At 52.5% G+C, this 21392-nt stretch carries 18 protein-coding genes and 4 tRNA genes; 14 read left to right on the top strand and 8 right to left on the bottom strand.

Annotated elements, in window-relative coordinates:
• Positions 1-254 precede the first annotated feature (254 nt).
• Both cysK and epsC read left to right on the top strand, forming a co-directional pair.
• On the top strand, positions 255-1190 hold the full coding sequence (gene cysK / locus HBA49_RS01990; RefSeq protein ID WP_005524941.1) for a cysteine synthase A: 936 nt from the start codon (positions 255-257) through the stop codon (positions 1188-1190).
• Positions 1191-1372: 182 nt separating this feature from the next.
• Positions 1373-1939 carry a serine O-acetyltransferase EpsC gene (gene epsC, locus HBA49_RS01985; protein WP_005525457.1) on the top strand — a complete coding sequence of 189 codons (567 nt, stop codon included), beginning with the start codon at positions 1373-1375 and terminating at the stop codon, positions 1937-1939.
• On the opposite strand, the gene HBA49_RS01980 is transcribed toward epsC, so the two are convergent.
• Complete coding sequence (locus HBA49_RS01980) at positions 1936-2214, bottom strand: GNAT family N-acetyltransferase (protein WP_005525465.1); 279 nt, start codon at positions 2212-2214, stop codon at positions 1936-1938. The genes epsC and HBA49_RS01980 overlap by 4 nt on opposite strands.
• A gap of 10 nt (positions 2215-2224) precedes the next feature.
• Positions 2225-3403, bottom strand: a complete 1179-nt coding sequence (locus HBA49_RS01975; protein WP_005524943.1) for an alpha-amylase family protein — start codon at positions 3401-3403, stop codon at positions 2225-2227.
• 170 nt (positions 3404-3573) lie between these two features.
• Between HBA49_RS01975 and HBA49_RS01970 the strand changes: the two genes are divergently transcribed.
• The 5 genes from HBA49_RS01970 to HBA49_RS01950 all read left to right on the top strand — a co-directional run bounded on the left by HBA49_RS01970 (position 3574) and on the right by HBA49_RS01950 (position 10367).
• On the top strand, positions 3574-4875 hold the full coding sequence (locus tag HBA49_RS01970) for a DUF3558 family protein (RefSeq protein WP_081455679.1): 1302 nt from the start codon (positions 3574-3576) through the stop codon (positions 4873-4875).
• 12 nt (positions 4876-4887) lie between these two features.
• A complete protein-coding gene (locus HBA49_RS01965; protein WP_005525221.1) occupies positions 4888-6219 on the top strand; it encodes a DUF3558 family protein in 1332 nt (443 codons plus the stop codon).
• A gap of 152 nt (positions 6220-6371) precedes the next feature.
• The gene (locus HBA49_RS01960; protein WP_005522375.1) at positions 6372-8057 is read left to right on the top strand and encodes a hypothetical protein; all 1686 of its coding nucleotides are present in this window, start codon (positions 6372-6374) and stop codon (positions 8055-8057) included.
• Positions 8058-8059: 2 nt separating this feature from the next.
• Positions 8060-9394, top strand: a complete 1335-nt coding sequence (locus tag HBA49_RS01955) for a DUF3558 family protein (protein ID WP_005524987.1) — start codon at positions 8060-8062, stop codon at positions 9392-9394.
• A gap of 178 nt (positions 9395-9572) precedes the next feature.
• A complete protein-coding gene (locus HBA49_RS01950; protein ID WP_225866141.1) occupies positions 9573-10367 on the top strand; it encodes a DUF3558 family protein in 795 nt (264 codons plus the stop codon).
• 92 nt (positions 10368-10459) lie between these two features.
• Here the strand turns inward: HBA49_RS01950 and HBA49_RS01945 are convergent.
• From HBA49_RS01945 to HBA49_RS01930, 4 genes are all read right to left on the bottom strand, one after another.
• Positions 10460-10532, bottom strand: a tRNA-Phe gene (locus HBA49_RS01945).
• A 22-nt stretch (positions 10533-10554) separates the two neighbouring features.
• Positions 10555-10628: transfer RNA gene (locus HBA49_RS01940), tRNA-Asp, on the bottom strand.
• A 225-nt stretch (positions 10629-10853) separates the two neighbouring features.
• Positions 10854-10927, bottom strand: a tRNA-Asp gene (locus HBA49_RS01935).
• Between the two features lie 96 nt (positions 10928-11023).
• A tRNA-Glu gene (locus HBA49_RS01930) sits at positions 11024-11096 on the bottom strand.
• A gap of 151 nt (positions 11097-11247) precedes the next feature.
• On the opposite strand from HBA49_RS01930, the gene HBA49_RS01925 reads away from it, so the two are divergent.
• The 4 genes from HBA49_RS01925 to HBA49_RS01910 all read left to right on the top strand — a co-directional run bounded on the left by HBA49_RS01925 (position 11248) and on the right by HBA49_RS01910 (position 16458).
• Positions 11248-12054 carry a PhzF family phenazine biosynthesis protein gene (locus HBA49_RS01925; RefSeq protein ID WP_005524994.1) on the top strand — a complete coding sequence of 269 codons (807 nt, stop codon included), beginning with the start codon at positions 11248-11250 and terminating at the stop codon, positions 12052-12054.
• Entirely contained in the window at positions 12047-12652 is a 606-nt protein-coding gene (locus HBA49_RS01920) for a class I SAM-dependent methyltransferase (RefSeq protein WP_005525227.1), read from the top strand. Before HBA49_RS01925 ends, HBA49_RS01920 begins: the two co-directional genes overlap by 8 nt.
• A 268-nt stretch (positions 12653-12920) precedes the next feature.
• Positions 12921-13394 carry a methyltransferase family protein gene (locus HBA49_RS01915; RefSeq protein ID WP_040431754.1) on the top strand — a complete coding sequence of 158 codons (474 nt, stop codon included), beginning with the start codon at positions 12921-12923 and terminating at the stop codon, positions 13392-13394.
• Between the two features lie 91 nt (positions 13395-13485).
• Positions 13486-16458 (top strand): YobI family P-loop NTPase, encoded by a 2973-nt coding sequence (locus HBA49_RS01910; RefSeq protein ID WP_005524890.1) that lies wholly within the window; start codon positions 13486-13488, stop codon positions 16456-16458.
• A 129-nt stretch (positions 16459-16587) separates the two neighbouring features.
• On the opposite strand, the gene HBA49_RS01905 is transcribed toward HBA49_RS01910, so the two are convergent.
• Positions 16588-17934: an MFS transporter gene (locus tag HBA49_RS01905; RefSeq protein ID WP_112767177.1), complete on the bottom strand. Its 1347-nt coding sequence runs from the start codon at positions 17932-17934 to the stop codon at positions 16588-16590.
• A 124-nt stretch (positions 17935-18058) separates the two neighbouring features.
• Between HBA49_RS01905 and HBA49_RS01900 the strand changes: the two genes are divergently transcribed.
• The 3 genes from HBA49_RS01900 to HBA49_RS01890 all read left to right on the top strand — a co-directional run bounded on the left by HBA49_RS01900 (position 18059) and on the right by HBA49_RS01890 (position 20542).
• Positions 18059-18745, top strand: coding sequence for an ArsR/SmtB family transcription factor (locus tag HBA49_RS01900; RefSeq protein WP_040431752.1), 687 nt, complete (start codon positions 18059-18061; stop codon positions 18743-18745).
• A gap of 168 nt (positions 18746-18913) precedes the next feature.
• Entirely contained in the window at positions 18914-19699 is a 786-nt protein-coding gene (locus tag HBA49_RS01895) for an SMI1/KNR4 family protein (protein ID WP_005524940.1), read from the top strand.
• Positions 19700-19750: 51 nt separating this feature from the next.
• A complete protein-coding gene (locus tag HBA49_RS01890) occupies positions 19751-20542 on the top strand; it encodes an SMI1/KNR4 family protein (protein ID WP_005525287.1) in 792 nt (263 codons plus the stop codon).
• On the opposite strand, the gene HBA49_RS01885 is transcribed toward HBA49_RS01890, so the two are convergent.
• Complete coding sequence (locus tag HBA49_RS01885; RefSeq protein ID WP_005522339.1) at positions 20530-21381, bottom strand: DNA glycosylase family protein; 852 nt, start codon at positions 21379-21381, stop codon at positions 20530-20532. The genes HBA49_RS01890 and HBA49_RS01885 overlap by 13 nt on opposite strands.
• Between the last annotated feature and the right edge of the window lie 11 nt (positions 21382-21392).

Genomic DNA, 21392 nt, shown 5'->3' with positions numbered 1-21392 from the left:
TTCTCCCCCTTATCGTCGCCCCCATCAAATGTGATGTTTTTCCGTCGTAAAGCAAGTAGGCACAAGCGTCAAGCGACAGGGGAAGCGCTTATGCTATTTGACAAAATGGTCAAACAGTCTTTAACCCACTGCTTATTACTAATATAGACAAGTTGGTCTGCACTTGACTAGACATAGCAGTCTAGTTTTCTGTTATACTTGTCCGCAGTCTTTACTCTTATGTAATCATTTTCCATGGCAAGGAGCAGTTTTACATGGCCAAGATTTACAACGACATCCTCGAAACCATCGGCGGCACCCCCCTGGTCCGCCTGAACCGGTTGGATAAGGATTTACCCGGCAATGTGCTGGTCAAGCTGGAGTTTTTCAACCCGGCAAACTCGGTGAAGGACCGCATCGGTAAGGCAATTGTGGATGCCGCCGAGGCTGCCGGCGAGCTCAAACCGGGTGGCACCATCGTGGAGGCCACCTCCGGCAACACCGGTATCGCCCTGGCCCTGGTGGGCGCCGCCCGCGGCTATAACGTGGTGTTGACCATGCCAGAAACCATGTCGCTGGAACGCCGCGTGCTGCTGCGCGCCTACGGTGCAGAGATCGTGCTCACCCCGGGTTCCGCTGGCATGCAGGGTGCTGTGGACAAGGCAAACGAGATCGTTGCCGAGCGCGGTAACGCCATCCTGGCCCGCCAGTTCGCCAATGCCGCCAACCCGGAGATTCACCGCAAGACCACCGGCGAGGAGATTTGGGCCGACACTGACGGCAATGTGGATGTTTTCGTGGCTGGCATCGGTACCGGTGGCACCGTAACCGGCGCCGGCGAAGCTCTGAAGAAGCATAATCCTGACATCAAGGTGTACGCAGTCGAACCCGAGGCATCCCCATTGCTGACCACCGGCAAGGCTGGCCCGCACAAGATCCAAGGATTGGGTGCTAACTTCATCCCTGAGGTCTTAAACCAGAAGATCTATGAAGAAGTATTGACCGTCTCTAACGAGGACGCTATCGCCACGTCACGGGCCTTGAGCGCATCCGAGGGCATTCTTGGTGGTATCTCCGCGGGCGCCAATGTGAAGGCCGCCCTGGAGTTGGCGGCTCGCCCCGAAAACGAGGGTAAGACCATTGTGACCGTCATCCCGGATTTTGGTGAGCGCTACGTTTCCACCGTGCTGTACGAAGATATTCGCAGCTAATATCGCGTCACGCAACGTACCTAGCTCCTCTCGCCAACATTGCCAGCGAGGGGAGTTTTTCTATGCCGGCTATGCGGTAGGTTTCGCGTCGGTGTCTCCCGACAGGAATATCCCGGCGCGCACTGTTGTTGTGTGTTGGTAACTCCAGAAATTGTCCTACAACCAATCATTCGTGAAAGAGCATGTTCAAGATTATTTCAAGCATTAAAGAAGATTTAGCCAATGCCCGGGATCATGACCCGGCCGCCCGGGGGGATGTAGAGAACGCGATTGTTTATTCCGGTTTGCATGCCATTTGGGCGCATCGGGTGGCTCACTGGTTATGGGTGCGGGAGTTCCGGGGTCTAGCCCGAGTGTTGTCGCAGTTCATGCGGTTTTTGACTGGTATTGAGATTCACCCGGGTGCGAAGATTGGTCGTCGGTTTTTTATTGACCATGGCATGGGGATTGTCATTGGGGAGACCACCGAGATTGGTGATGGTGTGATGTTGTATCACGGGGTGACGTTGGGTGGTCAGGTGCTCACTCAAACGAAGCGACACCCGACCATTGAGGATAATGTCACAATTGGTGCGGGTGCTAAGGTGTTGGGCCCGATTACCGTGGGTACTGGTTCGGCGATCGGGGCGAATGCGGTGGTGACTAAGGATGTGCCGGCGCATCATATTGCGATTGGGATTCCGGCGAAGACTCGGCCCCGCCAGCCTGAGGAGCGGATCAAGCTGGTGGACCCGGATTATTACATTTAGGGTTGAACGAGGTCCCGGTATTCGGGGTGTTTCTCGATGAATCCGGCGACTGCGCTGCATAGTGGGCGTACTTTGTCGCCGGCGGCGCGGGTGTCGTCGAGTGCGGCCTGGATGAGTGGTTTTGAGAGTCCTTGGCCGCGGAATTCGGGGTCGATGACGGTGTGGTGGAAGTCGCGTACGCCGTCGCCTTGGATGTAGTCGGCGTATCCGGCGTCGCGGCCGTCGACGGTGATGAGGTAGCGTTCCGCGGTGGTGTCGTGGGTAACTTTCGTCATTATTGCTCCTTTAGCTTGTCGACGACCATAGGGTGGCGCCGGTTTCGTCTGTGATGTGTGCTTGGGGTGGGGTGGCGTCGAGGTTGATGTTCACGTCGATGTGGTGACCGTCAGCGCTGCTGCGGTAGGCGATGTGGGGGTTTTCCAGGGTGAGGGTTTCGGTGGTGGCGTGGACGAGCCAGGGGTTGCGGCGCCGGAGTCCGATGAGGTCTTGGTGGGTTCGGTACATGTGGTTGCGTTCGCCTGGGTGTTCGGGGAATTCGGGCCGGACTGCGTCGTCACCGCCGGGGCGTTCTTCTTTGACCCCGAGGTAGCCGAGTTCGTCACCGTAGTAGATGGTGGGGATGCCGCCGACGGTCATGAGGATGGCGAGTGCTAGGGCGGCGCCGTCGGTTCCGACGTAGCTAGCGATGCGGGTGACGTCGTGGTTGCCGATGAAGGTGGTGGGGGTGAAGTGGTGGAGGAAGTCGTTGTGTCGTTGTAGGGTCCAGTCGAGTTCAAAGAAGTTTTTGTTGCTGATACTAGACCAGATGGACTTCCATAGTTCGTATTCAGTGATCGAATCTACTTTCGATTGTTCGACGAATCCGTTGTAGTCGCCGTGGATGACTTCGCCCATGATCCAGGCGTCGGGGTATTGCTCTTTGACCCGGGGGATGACCTGTGCCCAGAAGTCGGTAGCGATGGAGTAGGCGGCGTCGAGTCGCCAGCCATCGATGCCGCGACCGAGCCAATGGGTCATGACTTTGACTACAAAGTCGACGGTTGCGGGGTTGCTGTGGTTCAGCCGGAGGAGGTTTTCGTGTCCTTCGAAAACGTTGGGGGTGCCGTCTGGTTGTAGGTCGAAGAGTTCGGGGTGATCGAAGTGTTTGCTGGCATGGCTGAACACTCCGTCGAAAAGCACGCGGAGACCCCGGTTTTTGCATTCGGCGAGAAATACGTCGAGGTCGGCTTGGTCGCCGAGGCGGGGGTCGATTTCAAAATAGTTGTTGATGTCGTAGCCGTGGCTGTCGGAGGCAAAAATGGGATTCAGAAGCAGTCCTGATGTGCCTAGTTCAACGGCGTAGTCTAACCAGTTTGTTAGTCGCGGTAACCGGTGGTGGATGCCTTGTTCTGGTTCTCGGATGGGCGCGCCGACGAATCCGAGGGGATAGACGTGCCACCATATTGCGTGTTCGACCCAGTTCACGAATCAGCTCCTTATGAATTGAGAGGTCTCATCCCCAAACTACCCCAATGTGGTGGGAATATTTCGCCCATATGGGGGTAGCGAATGATTGATGCGGAACATAAACGCAACTGTGAGGCCTTAGTCTATAGTTAATAATTCACCACAAATAGAGTAAGAGTTTAATAATCATGCGATTATTTCGTGCGACAGTTGCCTTGTGCGCTTTGTTGCCTCTCACGGCCTGCGCCATAGTTGTTCCGCCACTTCATAGCCCTACTCCCACCCCACTTCCAGACCCGGTTACTACTTCAAAGTCCGCTGTGCCGCAGGAGGTAGCAGAGGAACAGCACCCGCAGAAGGATGTCACAGTTGGGGAATTCCTGAACGCCGGGTTGTACCACCCGGAGTCAAATGCGTTTGGCACATTCCGACCATGCGCAGAAATCAGCGCGGAGCAATGGCAGGAGCTCGGGTGGAATGTTGAAGATCGGGAGAGAGTTTCGCATGACGACAAGCCTTCGAGGTATGGTTCATTGTGCAATATCAAGGCGATTCCTGGGAAGAATCTGGGTTTCGCATCCTTCAGCGTAAATTTTGAGGGGTACGACAAGGAAACTGGCACTGATAATGCTCGGGGTGATCGGGAGGATTTCAGCACCCTGGAGGTGAAAAAGCCCAAGGGTTTTTATGTTTACGCAGCCGAGAATTCAGCTCTTCCAGGCACCTGTATGGCGGGGGTGCTAACGAAGCGGGGTCGCATCGCATTCCGATACACAAGTCCGTTTATCGACCAGAGCCGCACGGGGAAGACAAAGGTGTGCCAGACCGCGGTGGATTCGTTGCAGCGAATCCTGGACACACCAGTGTTTGCCCCCGCACCGGCACCAAGTCCGGAAGCTGCAGCACCAGCTGCCGCTCCCCCACCGCAACCGAGTCCCGCCCCAGCCTCTCCACCAGCACCGGCACCGGCACCACCATCGCCAACATTCACACAGGTGCTTGGTGTCGGTGACTATCGGCCGCAGGATCAGGTTCCCCCGATCTTTAACGCATGCACGCAGATTTCTGCCGAACAGTGGCGGAGTTTAGGCTGGCAGGTAGCGAAGCCCGACAGCACTGTTACTGATGAATATTTTCCCCGCTGTATTCTCTGGGACCACGACGATAAACCGCTGGAAGGGCTTCTCATAGAAGTAACGTATAAAACCCTTGATGAACAGTTAAAAGAACGAATCCCCCTCGATAAGGTCGTCGTAAATAAGCCGGACACCTATACCCTTACAGATTCCACCAAACCCCGGGAGTGGCGATGCAGCGTTAATGTTGTTACCTCCTTGGGCCGAGTCACGGCAACCTACGTGCAGGGTGATGGTGATCCGCAACCGCGCATCACCAAGGAACAGGCCTGCCAGCGGGCCGTCGATCGGCTGCAAGCTATGTTTGGGTTGAAGTATGAGCCACCAGTAGTAACGCCAAAACCTACCTCGTAATGGAGCATGATTATGTTGTTCAAATTTCCGCGAGTTTTTCTGGCCGCAGCCAGTGCCACCAGTATCTTAGCGCTTAGTGGCTGCGTCCTCCCCACCTCGCTGCCGACGTCGTCAGTGGCGGAGCAAGCCGAGGCTTCCCAATCCTCTGCCCCCGCAGCCGAGAATACCCAGTCTGCCGGTGCTAAAAGCATTGCTAACCACACCATTGGTGAAGTATTAGAGATCGGGAAGTATCTTCCAGAGCAAAATGGCCAGGAGTATTTTAATCCGTGTCGGGACTTCACAAAAGAGCAGTGGGCATCATTGGGGCTGGAGGCAAAACCGTACGATCCTCAGACAGATTCACCGGTATTCATGACTCCAACGCTATGCCAGGTAAAGGGAACCGGGAATGACGTCAAAGGCATCTCCATTACGGCGGATTCTCGTGGCATCAAGGAAGCACTAAAAGATGCTAAGCGCCAGGATGATGTCAATGTGAAGAGGCCGGATTATGTGTACTTTTATACTGAGCCTAAAGATGAAAAAAATAAGTGCACGGCAGCAACCGTAACGAATCAGGGACGGGTTGCCGTGCAAGTTTACGAATATAGGGACGACAAAACCTCATCCATCGAGCCGATATGCCAACAAGCACTAGATATTATGCAGAAAATGTTTCAGCTCCCGGCTCAGGCTCAGGTAGCATCGGCCCCACCCACCACACCAACGGATCCCTCAGCAGAGCCTGCAACCCCGCAGCCAACGCCACCGCCGGCGACATCGACAGCTCCGGAGCCTCCGGCGTCGACAAGCAATAATGTCCCAACAGGCCAGACCCTTGGGGAGAAACTGGGCGTGGGGAAGTTTCGGATCACCGATCTGCCCCGCAAAACTTTCAACGCATGCACCGAAATCACGCGGGAACAGTGGCTGAGCCTCGACCTCAAGGTCGAAAAGGAAATAAAATCATCTCCAATAAATGGCTTGCCAGAAGACCAATCACGGAAGACTTGTCAGGTGCGGAATAATCCTGGGGGTGAAGAGCCTACCGAACAATTCCGGGTCAGTGCTGACTATACGACCTACGCATTACAAATGAGCTTCGACAAGCTGGTGGTGAACGTCAAGGTAAATAAGCCTGATTATATTTACCTGTTTGAGGAAAAAAGTAATACCGCGGAAAACATATGCTCAGCTGGCGCAGAGACGAATCGCGGTCGGATGGCAGTGACTGCAAACTTGCAGGGCTCGGCGGGGTCCAAGCCGACGAAAGAACAGGCTTGCCAACGGGCCGTGGATCGGTTGTTGGAGATCAGCAATCTAAAGGCCGAGGCTTTGGAGAATCCACTACACATGGAATAAGTCACCCATTACCCCCACACATACGATCATCACCTGCATATTTGATACATGCGTGGGGGTAGCGGAACACGTCTGAGGAACATTTGGATAGGTGGCGGACTTTAGTCTATAGCTAACGATTTATCGCAAACGAACTGGGAGTTTGATGTTTTATGCGACCTATTCGCACAATAATTATCGCCTGTGGGGTTGCGACGCTCACTGCGTGTTCCCTCACCAACAACTCTGATGATAATCCCCCCGCCGATCCGGCAGCTCCGGCGGAAAGCACCACCGCACAGCAGGAGTCGGAGGCTCATCCACCAAAAGATGTGACTATTGGGGAAATGCTCAATGCTGGCATGTATGCTCCCGATTCGACAGCGTATGGTCTTTTCCGGCCGTGCGGCGGCGACATAGGCCTACCGCAATTACGGGAGATTGGGTGGAAAGTAGATTCCGCCTCAAGTAATCAAGATGATCTGGAAAATATGAATGTCAATAAGTTAAAAGACATTGCCGGTTCATCGTTTTACTGCTTCCTCAAAGGAATACCCGGGAAACAGCTGGGTTCGGGGCATCTTTCGGTGAATTATAAAAGCTATGATGAGGTGACCCAGCTTGAGGGGGTGCGGGAGGCCCGGGAGGATTTAAATAAGCTCAATGTGAAACGGCCGATAGGATACTATATTCACGACGCCGAATCTTCCACCACTAATTCAGATAAGGTTCAAAAGTGCAGTGCGGGGGTCATGACTAAGCGGGGCCGGATCACATTTGATTATCAAAGCCCATTCATGGATTCCTCCACCACCGGCAAGGAAAAGGTGTGCCAGACCGCGGTTGATTCATTGCAAACAATCTTAGACATGCCCATAACCGCTGCTCTGGCAGCAAATCCGGCACCGGAACCCACACCCGCACCGGGGTCTGAAGCCCCAACAACCCCGGTAAAGCCAGCAGCCCACGCGGTGGCGGCGGGGCCGGAGCTGAAATTCCAGCCGGCACCAGGTTTTTCCTCTCATGCCCCGGCGCCGCAGCAGTCCCCCGCGAACCCGGAAAAGCCAGAAACCCCTGCCACCCCGGCGCACCCAACGGATCCCGCCCAATCACCACAACCACCGCAAACATCGCAACCGTCGCAGCCGACAGATCCCACTGGTTCGGAGAAGCCGGAAGACTCGCAGGTGCCCACGTTTGCGAAGGTACTTGGTGTTGGCGAGTATAAGCCGCAGGACAAGCTTCGGGGTAGTTTGGGAATCTTTAATGCGTGCGAGGAGATCACCGCGGAGCAGTGGAAGAGCCTCGGACTTGTGCCATTTGATGACCCCAAACTTAATGTCGCTAAGGATGTTCCCCCTTACTATTCATGTTTTTACCGCACCGGGGACAGCGACAAGGAGTTCCAGGAAATGCTGGTGGCGGAATCCACGTTTAATCCCTTGGAGGGGCAAATGAAGCACATGACCCCGTTGGATCATATTAAAGTCAATAAACCCGAGAATTTTTATCTCATAGATTCACCGAACGCTAAGGAAAAGCAGTGTTCGGTGGGCGTGGTTACTTCCCGCGGCCGGTTCACCCTCAACTATGGAAATAAGATAGCCACGGAGTCGATCTCGAAGGAAGAGGCATGCCAGCGGGTGGTGGATAAGATGCAGGCCATTTTGGCTCTCAAGTATGAGCCCCCGGCGGAGAAGACTGCCAAACCGTCGACGGAAAAGGCCGCACCGGAATCCGCCCCGAAGGCGCAGTCACCCAGTGATGCACCGGCGGGTTCGAATGCTCCCGAGACTTCCGAAGCCCCGAAGGCGCCGGAATCCACGCCCGAGTCCGCCCCGAGTACGAGCGGAGCGTAATCATGATGTTGAGGCATGCCCGTATTATTCTTGCCACCGCCAGCATTGTGCTGCTCAGCAGCTGCGCTTTGCCAACGTCGGTGCTGCCGCAATCGGCTTCCGGTGATCCGCAACCGTCCGGTACGGCGCAATCGCAGGGTTCAGACAGCGGCGATTCCGGCACCGATGCCAAAACCACCGATGCGGGGAAGCAGGATTCCTTTGCTAGCCGCACGGTTGGTGAGGCACTGGAGATTGGGAAATTTAGCCCCGAGCAGCACAGCCAACCCGCATTTAACCCGTGCCGTGAGGTGACTGAGGAGCAGTGGAAATCGTTGGGGTTGCAGGTGAATCGGGTAGACGACGGCACCACCGAATCGTCCACAATATGTTCGCTCAAGGTGATCCCGGAGCAGACGGAACCGGCCCAGTCCACGATCATTACGGGGAATTTTAATCCGCTCAGCGAGGAGCTGGAGAAAGGTGAGCGCCTGAATAATGTGAAGATCAACAAGCCAAGCTACGTGTACTTGTATTCTTCAAACAAGCCTTACCGGGATATTTGTTCGGCAGGCACCGTGACGAATCAGGGCCGGGTCGCGGTGTCGTATGGCGAGTTTTCCAACAAGGTGGCTCCGCCTTCTGCGGAGAAAACCTGCCAGAAAGCGGTGGATGTTTTGGAGGGGATTTTTAACCTACCAGTGTTACCGCCCACAGCAGCATCGGCGCCTCCCACGTCCCAGGCCGTCCAAGCATCCCCAGCGCCGACGACCTCGGCGGCGTCGCCAAGCGTATCTGGCGCGAAACCCACAAAGCCCGCCGATTCGGCGTCGGCAGGCGAAACGTTCCGGCAAAAGCTTGGGGTGGGCAAGTTCGACGATGATGAGGCGGTTCACAAAACGTTCAACCCGTGCAAGGAAATCACGAAGAAGCAGTGGGAATCGTTAAAGCTCAAGGTGAAGAGCGGTGAGCAGCCGACTCTCAAGCTTGGTCCTGACCAGGGGGACGCATACGAATGTTTCCTGGCGAGCACCGATGAGGGAGAGCATGCGGGCGAGGCTGTGAAAATTGCCGTGGATTACCTTGATTTCCTCACCCCGGACATTGGTAAAAATATTGTGAATATCAAGGCAAATAAGCCGGATTATGTCTATTTCTACGACAAGAATTCCGATCTTGCGGAGGACGAATGCACCGCTGGTGTGGTGACGAACCGGGGTCGGCTCAATCTGACCTTGCGGTTGGGAGAGAAAGCGGCGAAGCCCACGAAGGAGCAGGCCTGCCAGCGGGCCGCGGACCAGCTCATGGCGATCAGCGATCTTAAAGCGGAGGGGTTGGAAAACGTGCTTCATAAATAACCGACCCACCAACCATTATCCATAAGCAAAATTGTTCCAATAAACCCACGGGGTGCCCCCATAAATAAAACAACTACCTGCGTGTTTGGCGTAACCATGGGGTAATAATTCGATTCGTGGGTAACCCGACACTTAGGCTGTAAGCAAACAACCTACCATTCGAATGGGAGATGAATTCATGCGTACATTCCGTTCCATCCTCGTCACTGTAGGCGTACTACTGCTTAGCGGGTGTGCCGTTCCCACAATGACGTCATCATCGCTGTTCGGCGGCTCGGGCACGGGTGCGCCTCAGGGGCAACCCCAGGCTGGCCCCGGGAGTTTACCCACGGAGCAGAATGGCCGGAATGGTCAGAATGTTCAGAAGGGTGACACGTTCGCTAAGGCGCTCGGGGCGGGGTCGTTCGCCCCCGAAGAGCAGGGCAATATGCTTTTTAGCCCCTGTGAGGAGATCACGAAGGAGCAGTGGCAAAGCCTGGGGTGGGAGTTACAGCATCTCCCGGATAAGGAATCGAGTAATTATGCTGTCAACTGCATATTGAAGAGCCCGGAAAAGGATGACAGTTATAGCATGTTGTCGATTACTACCGACAATTCCAAATACGATGATGTGATAAAGCACGGTAAGGATTTGAGCAGTCTCAAGGTGACAAAGCCGGAGAATGTGTATGTTTTCGACCAGTTTACGGAAGCCAGTCGGGATAGCGAGTGCAGTGCCGGTGTGGTGACGAATCGCGGCAGGCTGTCGGTGACGCTCAACAGTTATGTTTATTCGAGGTCCATGTCGAAGCCGTCGAAGGAAGAGGTATGTCAACAGGCTGTTGATAGCCTCACCGCCATGTTGAATCTGCCGGTTGAGGTGTCGGCGCAGCCCAAGAAGAACCCCACGCCGAAGTCCTCCGAGAAGGCGACACCGGCCGAGCGCCCCACGCAATCCGAACGGGCTCGATCTGGGGCGTCGAATAACGCATAATTTTTAGCTTTACGACGCCCAAAGCGGGAAACCTCCCACCGGTGGGGCGTCGACAAGCGAAAAACCCCAACATTACTGTTGGGGTTTCGTTGTGGCACGGACCAGGATCGAACTGGTGACCTTCCACTTTTCAGGCGGACGCTCTACCGACTGAGCTACCGCGCCACTTGGCTGGAAAACCAGCCAGCGACCCTGACGGGACTTGAACCCGCGACCTCCGCCGTGACAGGGCGGCGCGCTAACCAACTGCGCCACAGGGCCGTGATGCATGCGTGTGCACGATTGATAACAATACACAGCGGGGCGAAACATAGGCAAATCCGCTGGTAACATGCCGGATAGAATGATGGCTCACGCCGTGGTTTGCGGCCTGGTTTGCGCCCACACTCCCCCACCGCAACCGGGTCCCGCACGGGAAATAGCGCACTCGCCTACCCGGCAATGCGAAAATGACGAGAAGATTGTGTATTCTTCTCGCCATATGTGCGACCCTGACGGGACTTGAACCCGCGACCTCCGCCGTGACAGGGCGGCGCGCTAACCAACTGCGCCACAGGGCCATATTGAGTTAAAACACTCTATATGCGGATTCCAGCCGAAAAGGATCACCACCATGGAAACCATCAAGCCTTTAAATTCCACACATAGAGGTTTTGTACTCCCAACGGGATTCGAACCCGTGTCGCCGCCGTGAAAGGGCGGTGTCCTAGGCCCCTAGACGATGGGAGCTAGTGCGTCACAACAGTGTGCTTCGCAGCTGTCGAAAACTATACTTGAAGCGGTACGCATTGACAAAACCACTGGTCATTTCAGGTATTTATGAGCATATTCACGGACCAATAGGGACAGCAATAGCACTAGTTGTGTCACAATTGACATCATGAGGAATTTTTCGCAAGTCGATGTTTTCGGCGCAACCCCCATTGCTGGCAACCCGGTCGCGGTGATTCACGATGCCGACGGGTTAACCGATGCGGCAATGCAGCGTATTGCTCGGTGGACGAACCTGAGCGAAACCACGTTTCTACTCGCCCCAACCCAGCCGGGGGCCGACTATCGGCTGCGGATTTTCACGCCCAATGCGGAGTTATCGTTCGCCGGGCACCCCACGCTAGGGTCGGCGCATGCATGGGTGGGCGATTCGGACCGGACAGAATTGGTGCAGGAGTGCGGCGCGGGGTTGGTGCAGTTGCGAAAATTGGATGGGTCGTGGCATTTTGCCGCACCGCCCACGCTGCGTTCCGGCCCGCTACAATCCAAGGACCTGTCGGAGCACATGACAGCGTTGGGGATTTCCCGGGTGTTGGATCACCAGTGGGTGGATAATGGTCCCGGTTGGGCGGTGCTTCAGGTGGAGTCGGCGGATGTGGTGCGGTCGATACGGCCCAATTTCCTGCATTCCCGCCCGCTGATGGTTGGCGTTATTGGTAGGTCTTTTGATGGTTGGGAGATTCGGGCGTTCGCACCCAGGGTGGGGGTTGCGGAGGACCCGGTGACCGGTAGTCTGAATGCTTCGGTGGCGCAGTGGTTTGCCCGCACCGGGAAGGCGAAGGGCAGTTACATGGTGCGGCAGGGCGGCAATGTGGGCCGCAATGGGCTGGTGCACATCAATATTGATGACGCCACCGACACGGTGTGGGTTGGGGGCGCCACGAGGACCATTGTGGAGGGGTCCATTCATGTCTAGTGGGGTTGATGGCGCGGAATATTGGAATCATAATTCGGCGTATCACCCCTGGATATTGCGGCAGATCGCCGGCCGCTCTGGGCTTGCCGCGCTCGACGTGGGCTGCGGCGAGGGCCTGCTGCTAGAACGGTTATCGCCGTACTGCACCACCCTGGTTGGTATCGACCCCGACCCGTCAAGCATTGCCCGGGCGCGCAGACGACTGCCGCAGGCCACGTTGCTCACGCAGCTTTTCGACGACCTGTCCACCGACCAGTCTTTCGACCTGATTACCATGGTGGCGTCCCTGCACCACATGGAGCTGGAACCAACCCTGTACCGGGTCCGCCAGCTGCTGCGGCCCGGCGGCCAGTTTCTGGTGGTGGGGCTATCGGCCCGGAAATCGGTGGCGGACTGGGTGATATCGGCCCTGTCGGTTCCGGTGGCTTCGATAGGGTCGGCCCTGCACCGGGAGGCGCGGGACATTGGGGTGCGGGTGGCCCAGCCTCGGGAGAGTCTGGCGGAGATCCGGGCGGCTGCCGCAAAGATTCTGCCCGGCGCCCGGATTCGGCGGGGCGTGTACTACCGGTATTTATTGTCCTACCAACGCCCTACCTAGCGGGTTCCCGAATGACCTCATTGCAAGGACGGCTCAGGCCACGGATACCGAGGAATTCCATGGCTCCCGGCGGCGTTCATCACTGCTCCCCCACCGGTAGTTTGCATGCAATAATTTCGCCACAAGTTGGGAGGCATAATGGGACTATGGACCCAACCCCGCAGCAACGAGCCCGGACCACACGGGAACCGCAGGCCAATTGCGTGCTAACGATAGCGCCGGGAAGCCCGCGTTCCGACTACCGGAGGGCGTGGTAGCGATGGTGTGTATGCAGAGGGAGTTGTCCTGGCTGCCAACGTTTTTCAATCATGTTCCCGATGCATGCTTGTTTGGCCTGGGCGGGTTGGCGTTTGCGACGGCTTGGCTGTGGCCCGGCGCGGTCGTGTTTCCGACCGTGTTGCGGTGGGTTGGTGTTGCCATGATTGGTGTGGCATTGGTACTAATTGCAGCAACTATGAGTGCGCTGCGGCAGGCGCGGACATCGACGAATCCGATTGATGCGCCATCGCGGTTGCTGGTGACTGGCCCGTTTTCGTGGTCGCGGAATCCGCTGTATGTGGCCTATGTGGTGGCGTTATGTGGTTGCGCGTTGGCGAGTGGTTCCTGGTTGGCACTGGGGTGCCCGTTGTTGGGGTTCGTTGTGATGAATGGGCTGATTATTCCGATCGAGGAGCTGCGCATGGCTGAGGAGTTTGGCGACGCCTATCGACGCTATTGCCAGCAGGTACACAGGTGGTTATAAAAGGGTATTGGTTTCCACCAAAGTTGTGATGGCGAGCGTCTAGAATTATTGATGTTAACCACAAGAACATAGAGAACTGTTTGTTAGGCACATGAGCACCGATCCAGATTCCCAGCAGGAAACATCCGATTCCGAGGCTTCTAAGCAGCCAGATCAGCGTGGCCAGAGTATTAATAAAGCGGCGGACCCACCGGCTCAAGGGGAACAGAGTTCTGATGCTTCAACCGATCCAGATTCCCAGCAGGAGGCATCTGATTCTGAGGCTTCCAAACAGCCAGACCAAGATGGCAAGAGTATTGATAAAAAATCGGATGATGTGGCGGATTCACCGGCTCAGGAGGAACAGAGTTCTGATACTCCATCGGAATTGATAGTGCTTAGCCCACATTATGATGAAAAACATCATGGTCTCTATGTGGAGAAGTTAGAACAAGCAGTTCGCAATCCCAAAGTCAGAAATATAGCCCTGACCGGTGGCTATGGGACCGGTAAGAGTAGCGTTATTCAAGGTTTGATTGAGAGAATCCACTCTTCGAAAGAGCTCAAAAAGATTCGACCAATCACTATTTCACTCCCTACGATTCAAATAGCAGACGATTCTGATTCCAGGGATGACAGTACAGACAAGATCCAGCGGGAAATAGTGAAACAGCTCCTATATCGAAGCAATCCACGGAAGATGCGTGGTTCTCAATATCGTAGGATTACGCATGTCACAACAGCCCAGAAAGCAACCGTATGCTTCATATTAGCTGCAATTTTAACTTTTATATTTTGGCTTTTAGCTAAACCAGACTGGCATTGGCATTGGTCTCAGGGAGGAAGTTTATGGGGCTATTGGCAACCTGCTATGGTTCAGGCTATCTCGTGGGGACTAACGTTCTACATTGATTGGATATGGGTTGATAAACCCACGATTAAAGGGCTAGAACTTGGGCCAACAAAACTTGAGTTAGACAAGAATGACTCCAACTACTTTGACAAATATCTCAATGAGATCATCTATTACTTTGAGGTATCTGGGACCAATCTTGTCATCTTCGAGGACCTGGATAGGTTTGACAACCCCTACATCTTTGATGCCCTACATGAATTGAATGAGCTCATCAACATTTCACTTGGACAAGAACGTTTTACAGAACAGAAGAATCCCCCTGTTAAGTTTCTCTATACCACACGAGATAGCATATTTGAGCATAGAACTAAAGGGAAAAACGAAGACAACAATGTAATATATTTCCATCAACTTGAAATTGAAAATCGGACAAAGTTTTTTGATGTTATTGTGCCAATTGTCCCCTTCAGCACATCACGCAATGCTTATAAGTATCTACAACAGCTGATAGATAATAGTGCATTTCCCATAGCAATAAATCAAAAACTATTAGAAATCGTTGGTTCTGAAATTTCCGATTATCGTCTATTGGCAAATATTGTTTCAGAATTTCAAACATTTGCTAGACAGATATTTACTTCTTGGGGTAATAATAAAGAGACAGCAGATTTTTTAGAAGATCATGCCAATTACCTCTTCGCATTTATAGTATATAAAAATACTCACCTTACTGATTACGAAAAGATACAGATAGGGGCAAGCAACATTGACAAAATTAATATAAAATTCTTAACAATGAAGCTGGAATTCAAAATAATGAGCCAGGAGCTATTCAAGAAACTTAGTGATAGCTTAAGGGTAGAAATCGACAAAGAATACAAGGTTGATTCATCTTTTTGCAGTTTATCTATTAAGGGAAAAAGATTTGATGACTTTACAGAAGTTGAATTATGGGAAGAGACCCTTGATCCCAATCTACCCCACAATAGAACCGCAATTTCATTAATTGACCGCAATGAGCATATCATTTCCGATAATATAATTGATGATTTTGGCAGTAATATTTTTTCCAAATTAGTTGCAAATGAATTAACCGTTAAAATAGGAAATAATTATCAAGCAATGATAACCAGCATCAAATCAATAAACTATATTGAGAGCATTTCCAGCTTTCTTCACCATAGGCATGACTACGGAGGATCTACACTACCAGAAAATATGCAAGAGAAGGTAGATAGCTTCAAAAGTTTTATTGATAAACTATTCTTCCTCGATCAAATCACTTTTGAATTAATGTATTCTGGTTATATGGATAGGAACTTTTATGCATATTCATCCATATTCACTAAGGAATTTACCAACATTAAGGTATTTAATTTTATTATAAAAAATCTAGCAACAAGGCAACCTGATATCGATCTTCGCCTTACCGAACAAGAAGCGAAAGAGATTACTTATCAGTTAAACCGTATTGAAAACAGACACGGCAATCTAAAAGGGGCTTTAAACGTAGACTTAATGCTATATCTCTCTAATGATGAAAAACTACTCTCCTCTATATTAAATGACGCAAAACACTTTTTTGAATTCAAACCACAAAGCGACAAAACAATCCGAATAGAATTCATCAACGCAGTCCTAAAACGCTTACTTAATGATGGAGAAAGGGAAAATAACTACCTTTCCGGCAAAATAAATAGCTATGATAATATCAAGCACTTACTGGAAAAAATAATATCAGTATATCCAAATATTTTTCTAGAATGTTTTGAAGATAATTTGACAGAGAAACAAAAATACTCATTGATAGATTCAGCATTGGACGCTTCACACTTACCAACAACTATCAATATAAAGCAGTACGTTGAAAAGAATATGCAAGGTATTATTTCATACATAAAATCTGTTAATGCTAAAATGAAGAGTTGCTCCAATGAAACTATAGCATCTAAAGTAGATGAATCTCTGGGATTAGATCCTCTCATCATTCCTCACTATAAGAGAATAATGAAAGTTATGTTAGCGGTTAATATGCTCCGAAATATATCGGAAGAAAATATCGATACAATTGGAAGATTAAGTGATATTTGTAAAAAAGCTGAGTTTTATGATCCAGAAAAAGAAAGTTGGATCCCATCACAGGAAATCACCAAACATGAGTTAGAACGAATCTTGTTCATCTTCGAGAAAAATGTAATCCATCAGTATATTCGGCTACACACGACTTAGAAGCTTATTCAGCCGCTGGGAAAACTTATCTACACGAAAAGGTAGAAAATCAGAAAGAACATGCTATCTAGCTTGGTCTTCCTTACTTACAACTAGTTATGTTTGGGAACGCTGAATAAGCTTCAATGTTCACGAAGGATGCCTGCTGGCCAGCATCACAAGTACTGCAGCTAATGCAAACACACCTCCCGCCATGAGAACCGCATGATGGAAACCTGCCAGAAAATTCCCTTCGGCGATCATGATGCCTAATATGGCGACCCCAAACACGCTTCCTGTTTGACGTGCAGCATTTATAATGCCACCAGCTATGCCTGCAAACTCGTACGGAACGGCATTAATTGCCGCTGAGGTTGCAGCCGGCATAGCGAATGCCATTCCGAAACCGGCACAAAATGTTAGCAGTGCAACCAGAACATAGGGGGTGCTCTCGTTGATAACAACCAGGCTTGAGAAGCCTAGTGCCCCCACGCTCAGGCCAACAAACATTGCGGAGTAAGGGTTAAATTTGGCAGAGAACCTGCCTCCTAATGGTGATGCAACGATGGCCGATGTTGCTTGTGGCACCATTGCTAAACCAGCTATCCATGGCGACCATCCTAAATATTTTTGGAAATAGAGCGAGAGCACGAAAAGTTGACCAAAGAAGCTGAAGTTAAGGCAAAAACCAACTATTGATGAGATGCTAAATGCTTGGGTCTTGAAGAGCGTTAATGGCAGCATCGGGGTGGGATTTTTCCATTCAATGATGAGGAATAACCCCATGCATAGCAGAACCATCAATAATGCTGGCAGTTGTGTAGTATTCCAGCCACGTTCACCCCAAGTAATCACGAGGTATGTCAGTAGAGACAGGCTGATAATTGATGTTGTCTGCCCTAAAACATCAAAGCTGTTGCTGGCTTGGGGTACCCGCCTGGGGATGAAAGATATCGTGAGAATGGCAAGCACGCCAATGATGGGGATATTGACCCAAAATGCGGCTCGCCACCCTGTCGTTGAAACCAGTACTCCGCCTATGATTGGGCCAAGTGCTGCGGCTATGCCACCGGCTGCTCCCCATAATCCAATTATTTTTGCGCGTTCTTTATGGTCGGAATACATTTCAGAGATTAAAGCAAGGGAACTAGGTACCACCATTGCGGCGCCAACCCCTTGGAGTGCTCGGGCACTGATGAGGATTTCCATTGATGGTGATAGCGCACAGGCAATAGAAAATAATGCAAAGAGGATTAGTCCGAACAGGTATATTCGTTGAGCACCAAGGCGATCACACGCAGTACCGGCGCTCAATAATAATGCGGCAAATGAGAGCGTATAGGCGTCAACAACCCATTGTAATGATGCCGTAGTGCCATGAAGATCTTTGCCTATATGTGCAAGTGACACGTTCACAATGGTGGTGTCAAGCATGATGACGAAGAACCCTAGCAGCACCGTTATGGTGGCAAGGCGTTTGGTTTCCTGACGCATCATGTTTCCACCACTCGCAGCGACATATAGCCTTCCTTCATTCGGAGAATTGGAACGAACAAGATTGACTATAGGACTGGTTTTGTTCGGTGTGGGCCGAACAATGAGCACGGTAGGTTGGGATGTGATGACTAAGCGGTATTTTTCGGAATCAGCACCTGATATTTCCATCATTAGCAAGGTATTGGCTGACCAATCTCGTGCAGCTATGTGTGCTGCGCTCATGAATGGTAATGCTTGGACGGTTGGTGAGCTAGGCCGCTATGTGCATTTATCACGGTCAACCGCAACGGAGCACGTCGACAAGCTTGTGGAGGCTGGGATCGTTCACGATGTTAGGCAGGGAAGGCATCGCTACGTCAAGTTAGCTAATAGTCGCACTGCGGAATTCATCGAGGCGTTGGGGGCGCTTTCGCCAACGCCATTACCAACGCCGCAAAGCCTTCATGCGAGCCGGGCGAATAGTGCGGTGGTCCAGGCTCGCACGTGCTATAGCCATCTTGCTGGCGTGCTTGGGGTGCGCCTCTGCGAATGCTTTATTGACCATGATTTTATCACCGCTCATTGGCAGTTGACGGTGCAGGCGGCTGAGTTTTATAGGACATGGGGAGTGGAACATGCGGAACGGCTTTCTCTCAAGCCTTGTCTTGACTGCACTGAACGCCAATTTCATATGGGTGGGGCGCTCGGCGTGCGTATTTGCAAGCAGTTCTTCCGCCATAAATGGATTACCAGGGTGAAGGATAGTCGTGCCGTAAAATTAACCCCCAGCGGCAAGAACATGCTCACTGACCTTGGTGTGTCTTTGTCTTAATTTTCCTCGCCGCCCATAGATGTCCGACCCGTTTGTTACCTTCATGGTGAAGGTTATAAATATGTACGCTGGAAGGCTATGAGACGTGCGGATTTCATGGGTGCCAATGGGTGAAACACCACACTGTGGTGGGCTTTTCTGCGTGCATAGTATTTTTGCGAGGTCGCTATGAGCCAGCCAATGCTTCTTGCCCAAGTCGAACAAGTCGAAGCCCAATTGGGCCAACCACTTCCCGCCGATTACCGGGCATTTCTCCTGGATGACGCCAATGAAGACGCCGGCGAGTGGGGATTCTTCATTGCCCCAGAGGACTTTCTCTATTGCGAGCTTGATTGGACGAAGGATTTTCCGTTCAGCCTGGAACATCCGGTAGATGACTCCCCTCTTAGGGAATTCTACAAGCGTGCAGTTCATGCCGAGAAAGTGGAACACGACAGTAATAAATATAATGCGCTCTACGATGAATCCTTTGATTACATGGTAGAGAACTTCCTCAAGCCCATGGAACGCGGAATCGTCTACGTCGCCGATAATGGGTGCTGTATGTATTCATTCCTGGTGTTACGGGGCGAGGCCGCAGGCCAGGTGTGGTGGTGCGAGGTGGATGCCTTTTCTGTCACCATCGAACCACACTTCCGCCCATTCACTAATGAGCCATTATCGTTTACGGAATGGCAGTTCTTTGATAAGTATCGTTATCGGCTCACAGCAGCACGCGAAAATCTACGAAATTTGTGGGAGTACTCCTGGACTTATCCCCTGGAGAGCAAAGAAGGGCGAAGTGCCATAATGGCCATGCTTATTGAGGAGAAATTAACCGGCATGACCAAGGAAGAAATCGAAAAAGTCACATGTGTTGATGATATTCCCGAAAGCGCCATGTTCCTCGACCAATTCTCGGATGAATGGCACCCAGTTCGAAACGGCATTGTATTCCCAGCAAGCACCATGTAGTAGTGACGTCTCAATATCCTTCCCGCACACATCAAATTTTCGTGAGGACACATGAACCAATCAGAACTCACCGCTCGGGTTGCAGAAGCCGAAGCACAACTGGGCCAACCACTCCCCGCCGACTATCGCGCGTTTCTCCTGGATGACACCAACGAGAACAAATTCACGGGTGATTACCTGCTGCTCGACAGCATGATCTGCGAATTTTTCCTCGACCCCGGCGCGTACACTCGTGAAGATCCCGATTGGACCCAGGATTTTCCATTCACCCCAGAGAACCCGCTGATCGCGGACGTGCCCGAATCGTTCTATACACGGCTGGATAATGCCACCACGGCTGCGGAATATGATGCGATCACCGAGGAACAGATCGACTATCTGCAAAAGAATTTCGATGAGCCGGCATTGCGGGGAATGGCGTTTCTCTCTGACGATGGTTGCAATATTTACACCGCCATTATTTTGCGTGGACCTGCCAGGGGCCAAATATGGCGGCATGAAATCACCATGGATAATGCTGATGTACGGCCCTATTGGCATCCCTTCACCAAGGAGCTGCTCACGTTCAATGATTGGCGGTATTTTGAACAGCACCGTTATCTGTTGACCATTGACGGGCGAGACGATGCCCAAACGTATTCGATCATGAACGACTGGTATGGGTTTTGGGCGATGAAGCGCATGATCGCAGACGGCACGTTGACTGGTCTCGCGGCGGAAGACGTCGACAAGCTTCGGCAGCCCACGGACATTCCGCCGAATGCCGTGTTCCTCGACCCGCGCCGAAATGAATGGTATCCGGTGCGGGATGCCACGGTGTTTCGGGTGAGTTATGCGGCTTGATCCCCCCAGTTGGCGAGCACCATCGTCGTATAGCTGCTGAGGTTATCGCCTGCTTGTCGACGCCATTCGTCGGCGAACCTGTGCCGGTCGGCGGGCCAGTCGTTGGCGCTGAGTTCCCGCACCCGAGAGAAAATCGTGCGGTCATCGAGCGGGTAGTAGGAGAAATCATTGGTCACGTCGCACACGACTACGCCGGCGGTCCAAGGCCCCACGCGGGGAATCATGAGGAGGTCGTGGAAAAGCTCCTCGTGGGAGACGGTTTGCAGGTCAATATCGGTGTTCAGGCACCATGCGGCGGCGGCCTTCAGGGCGGATTTGAAGAAGAACAGGCCCAGGCGGTTGAGTTGGGCGTCGGTCGCGTCCAGCATGCGCTGCGGGGTGGGCATGAGGTAGTAGGTGCCGCCATCGTGGGTGACTTTTTCGCCCATGTGCTCTCGGAGTTTTTTAATGGAGTGCTGTGCCTTTCCCGCCTGCACCGCGTGGCGCAGGATCGTCACCGCCAGGGAATCCCACAGGGTGGGGGTGGCTATTCTGATCAGCCGGTAGTCCTCCTTGTTGGCGACCCGTTTACTGAAGTCTATGCCCAGGTCGCGCTGCGCGCCTTCGACCAGTTTCGGGTTGAGCACCGCGCAGTTGACGTGGAGGGCTTCGTCCCCGCCGGTTATGTGGGTGACATGAATGTCATCGTTGCCGCCTTCGGCGTACCACATGCCCCCGTTGGCGGAAAACACTCTAGCGGCGTGGTCGCCGTCCCGGTTCCAGGAGTTATTATCCGTGAGCAGGGTTCCCCCCGTTTTGAACGACCGGCTGATACGAATAGGACTATTGGTTATGCTCATGGGAACTCCTT

This window comes from Corynebacterium matruchotii (assembly GCF_011612265.2).
GTDB lineage: Bacteria > Actinomycetota > Actinomycetes > Mycobacteriales > Mycobacteriaceae > Corynebacterium > Corynebacterium matruchotii.
Note: the sequence above shows the minus strand (reverse complement) of the source record. Positions and strands in the feature narration are given on the sequence as shown.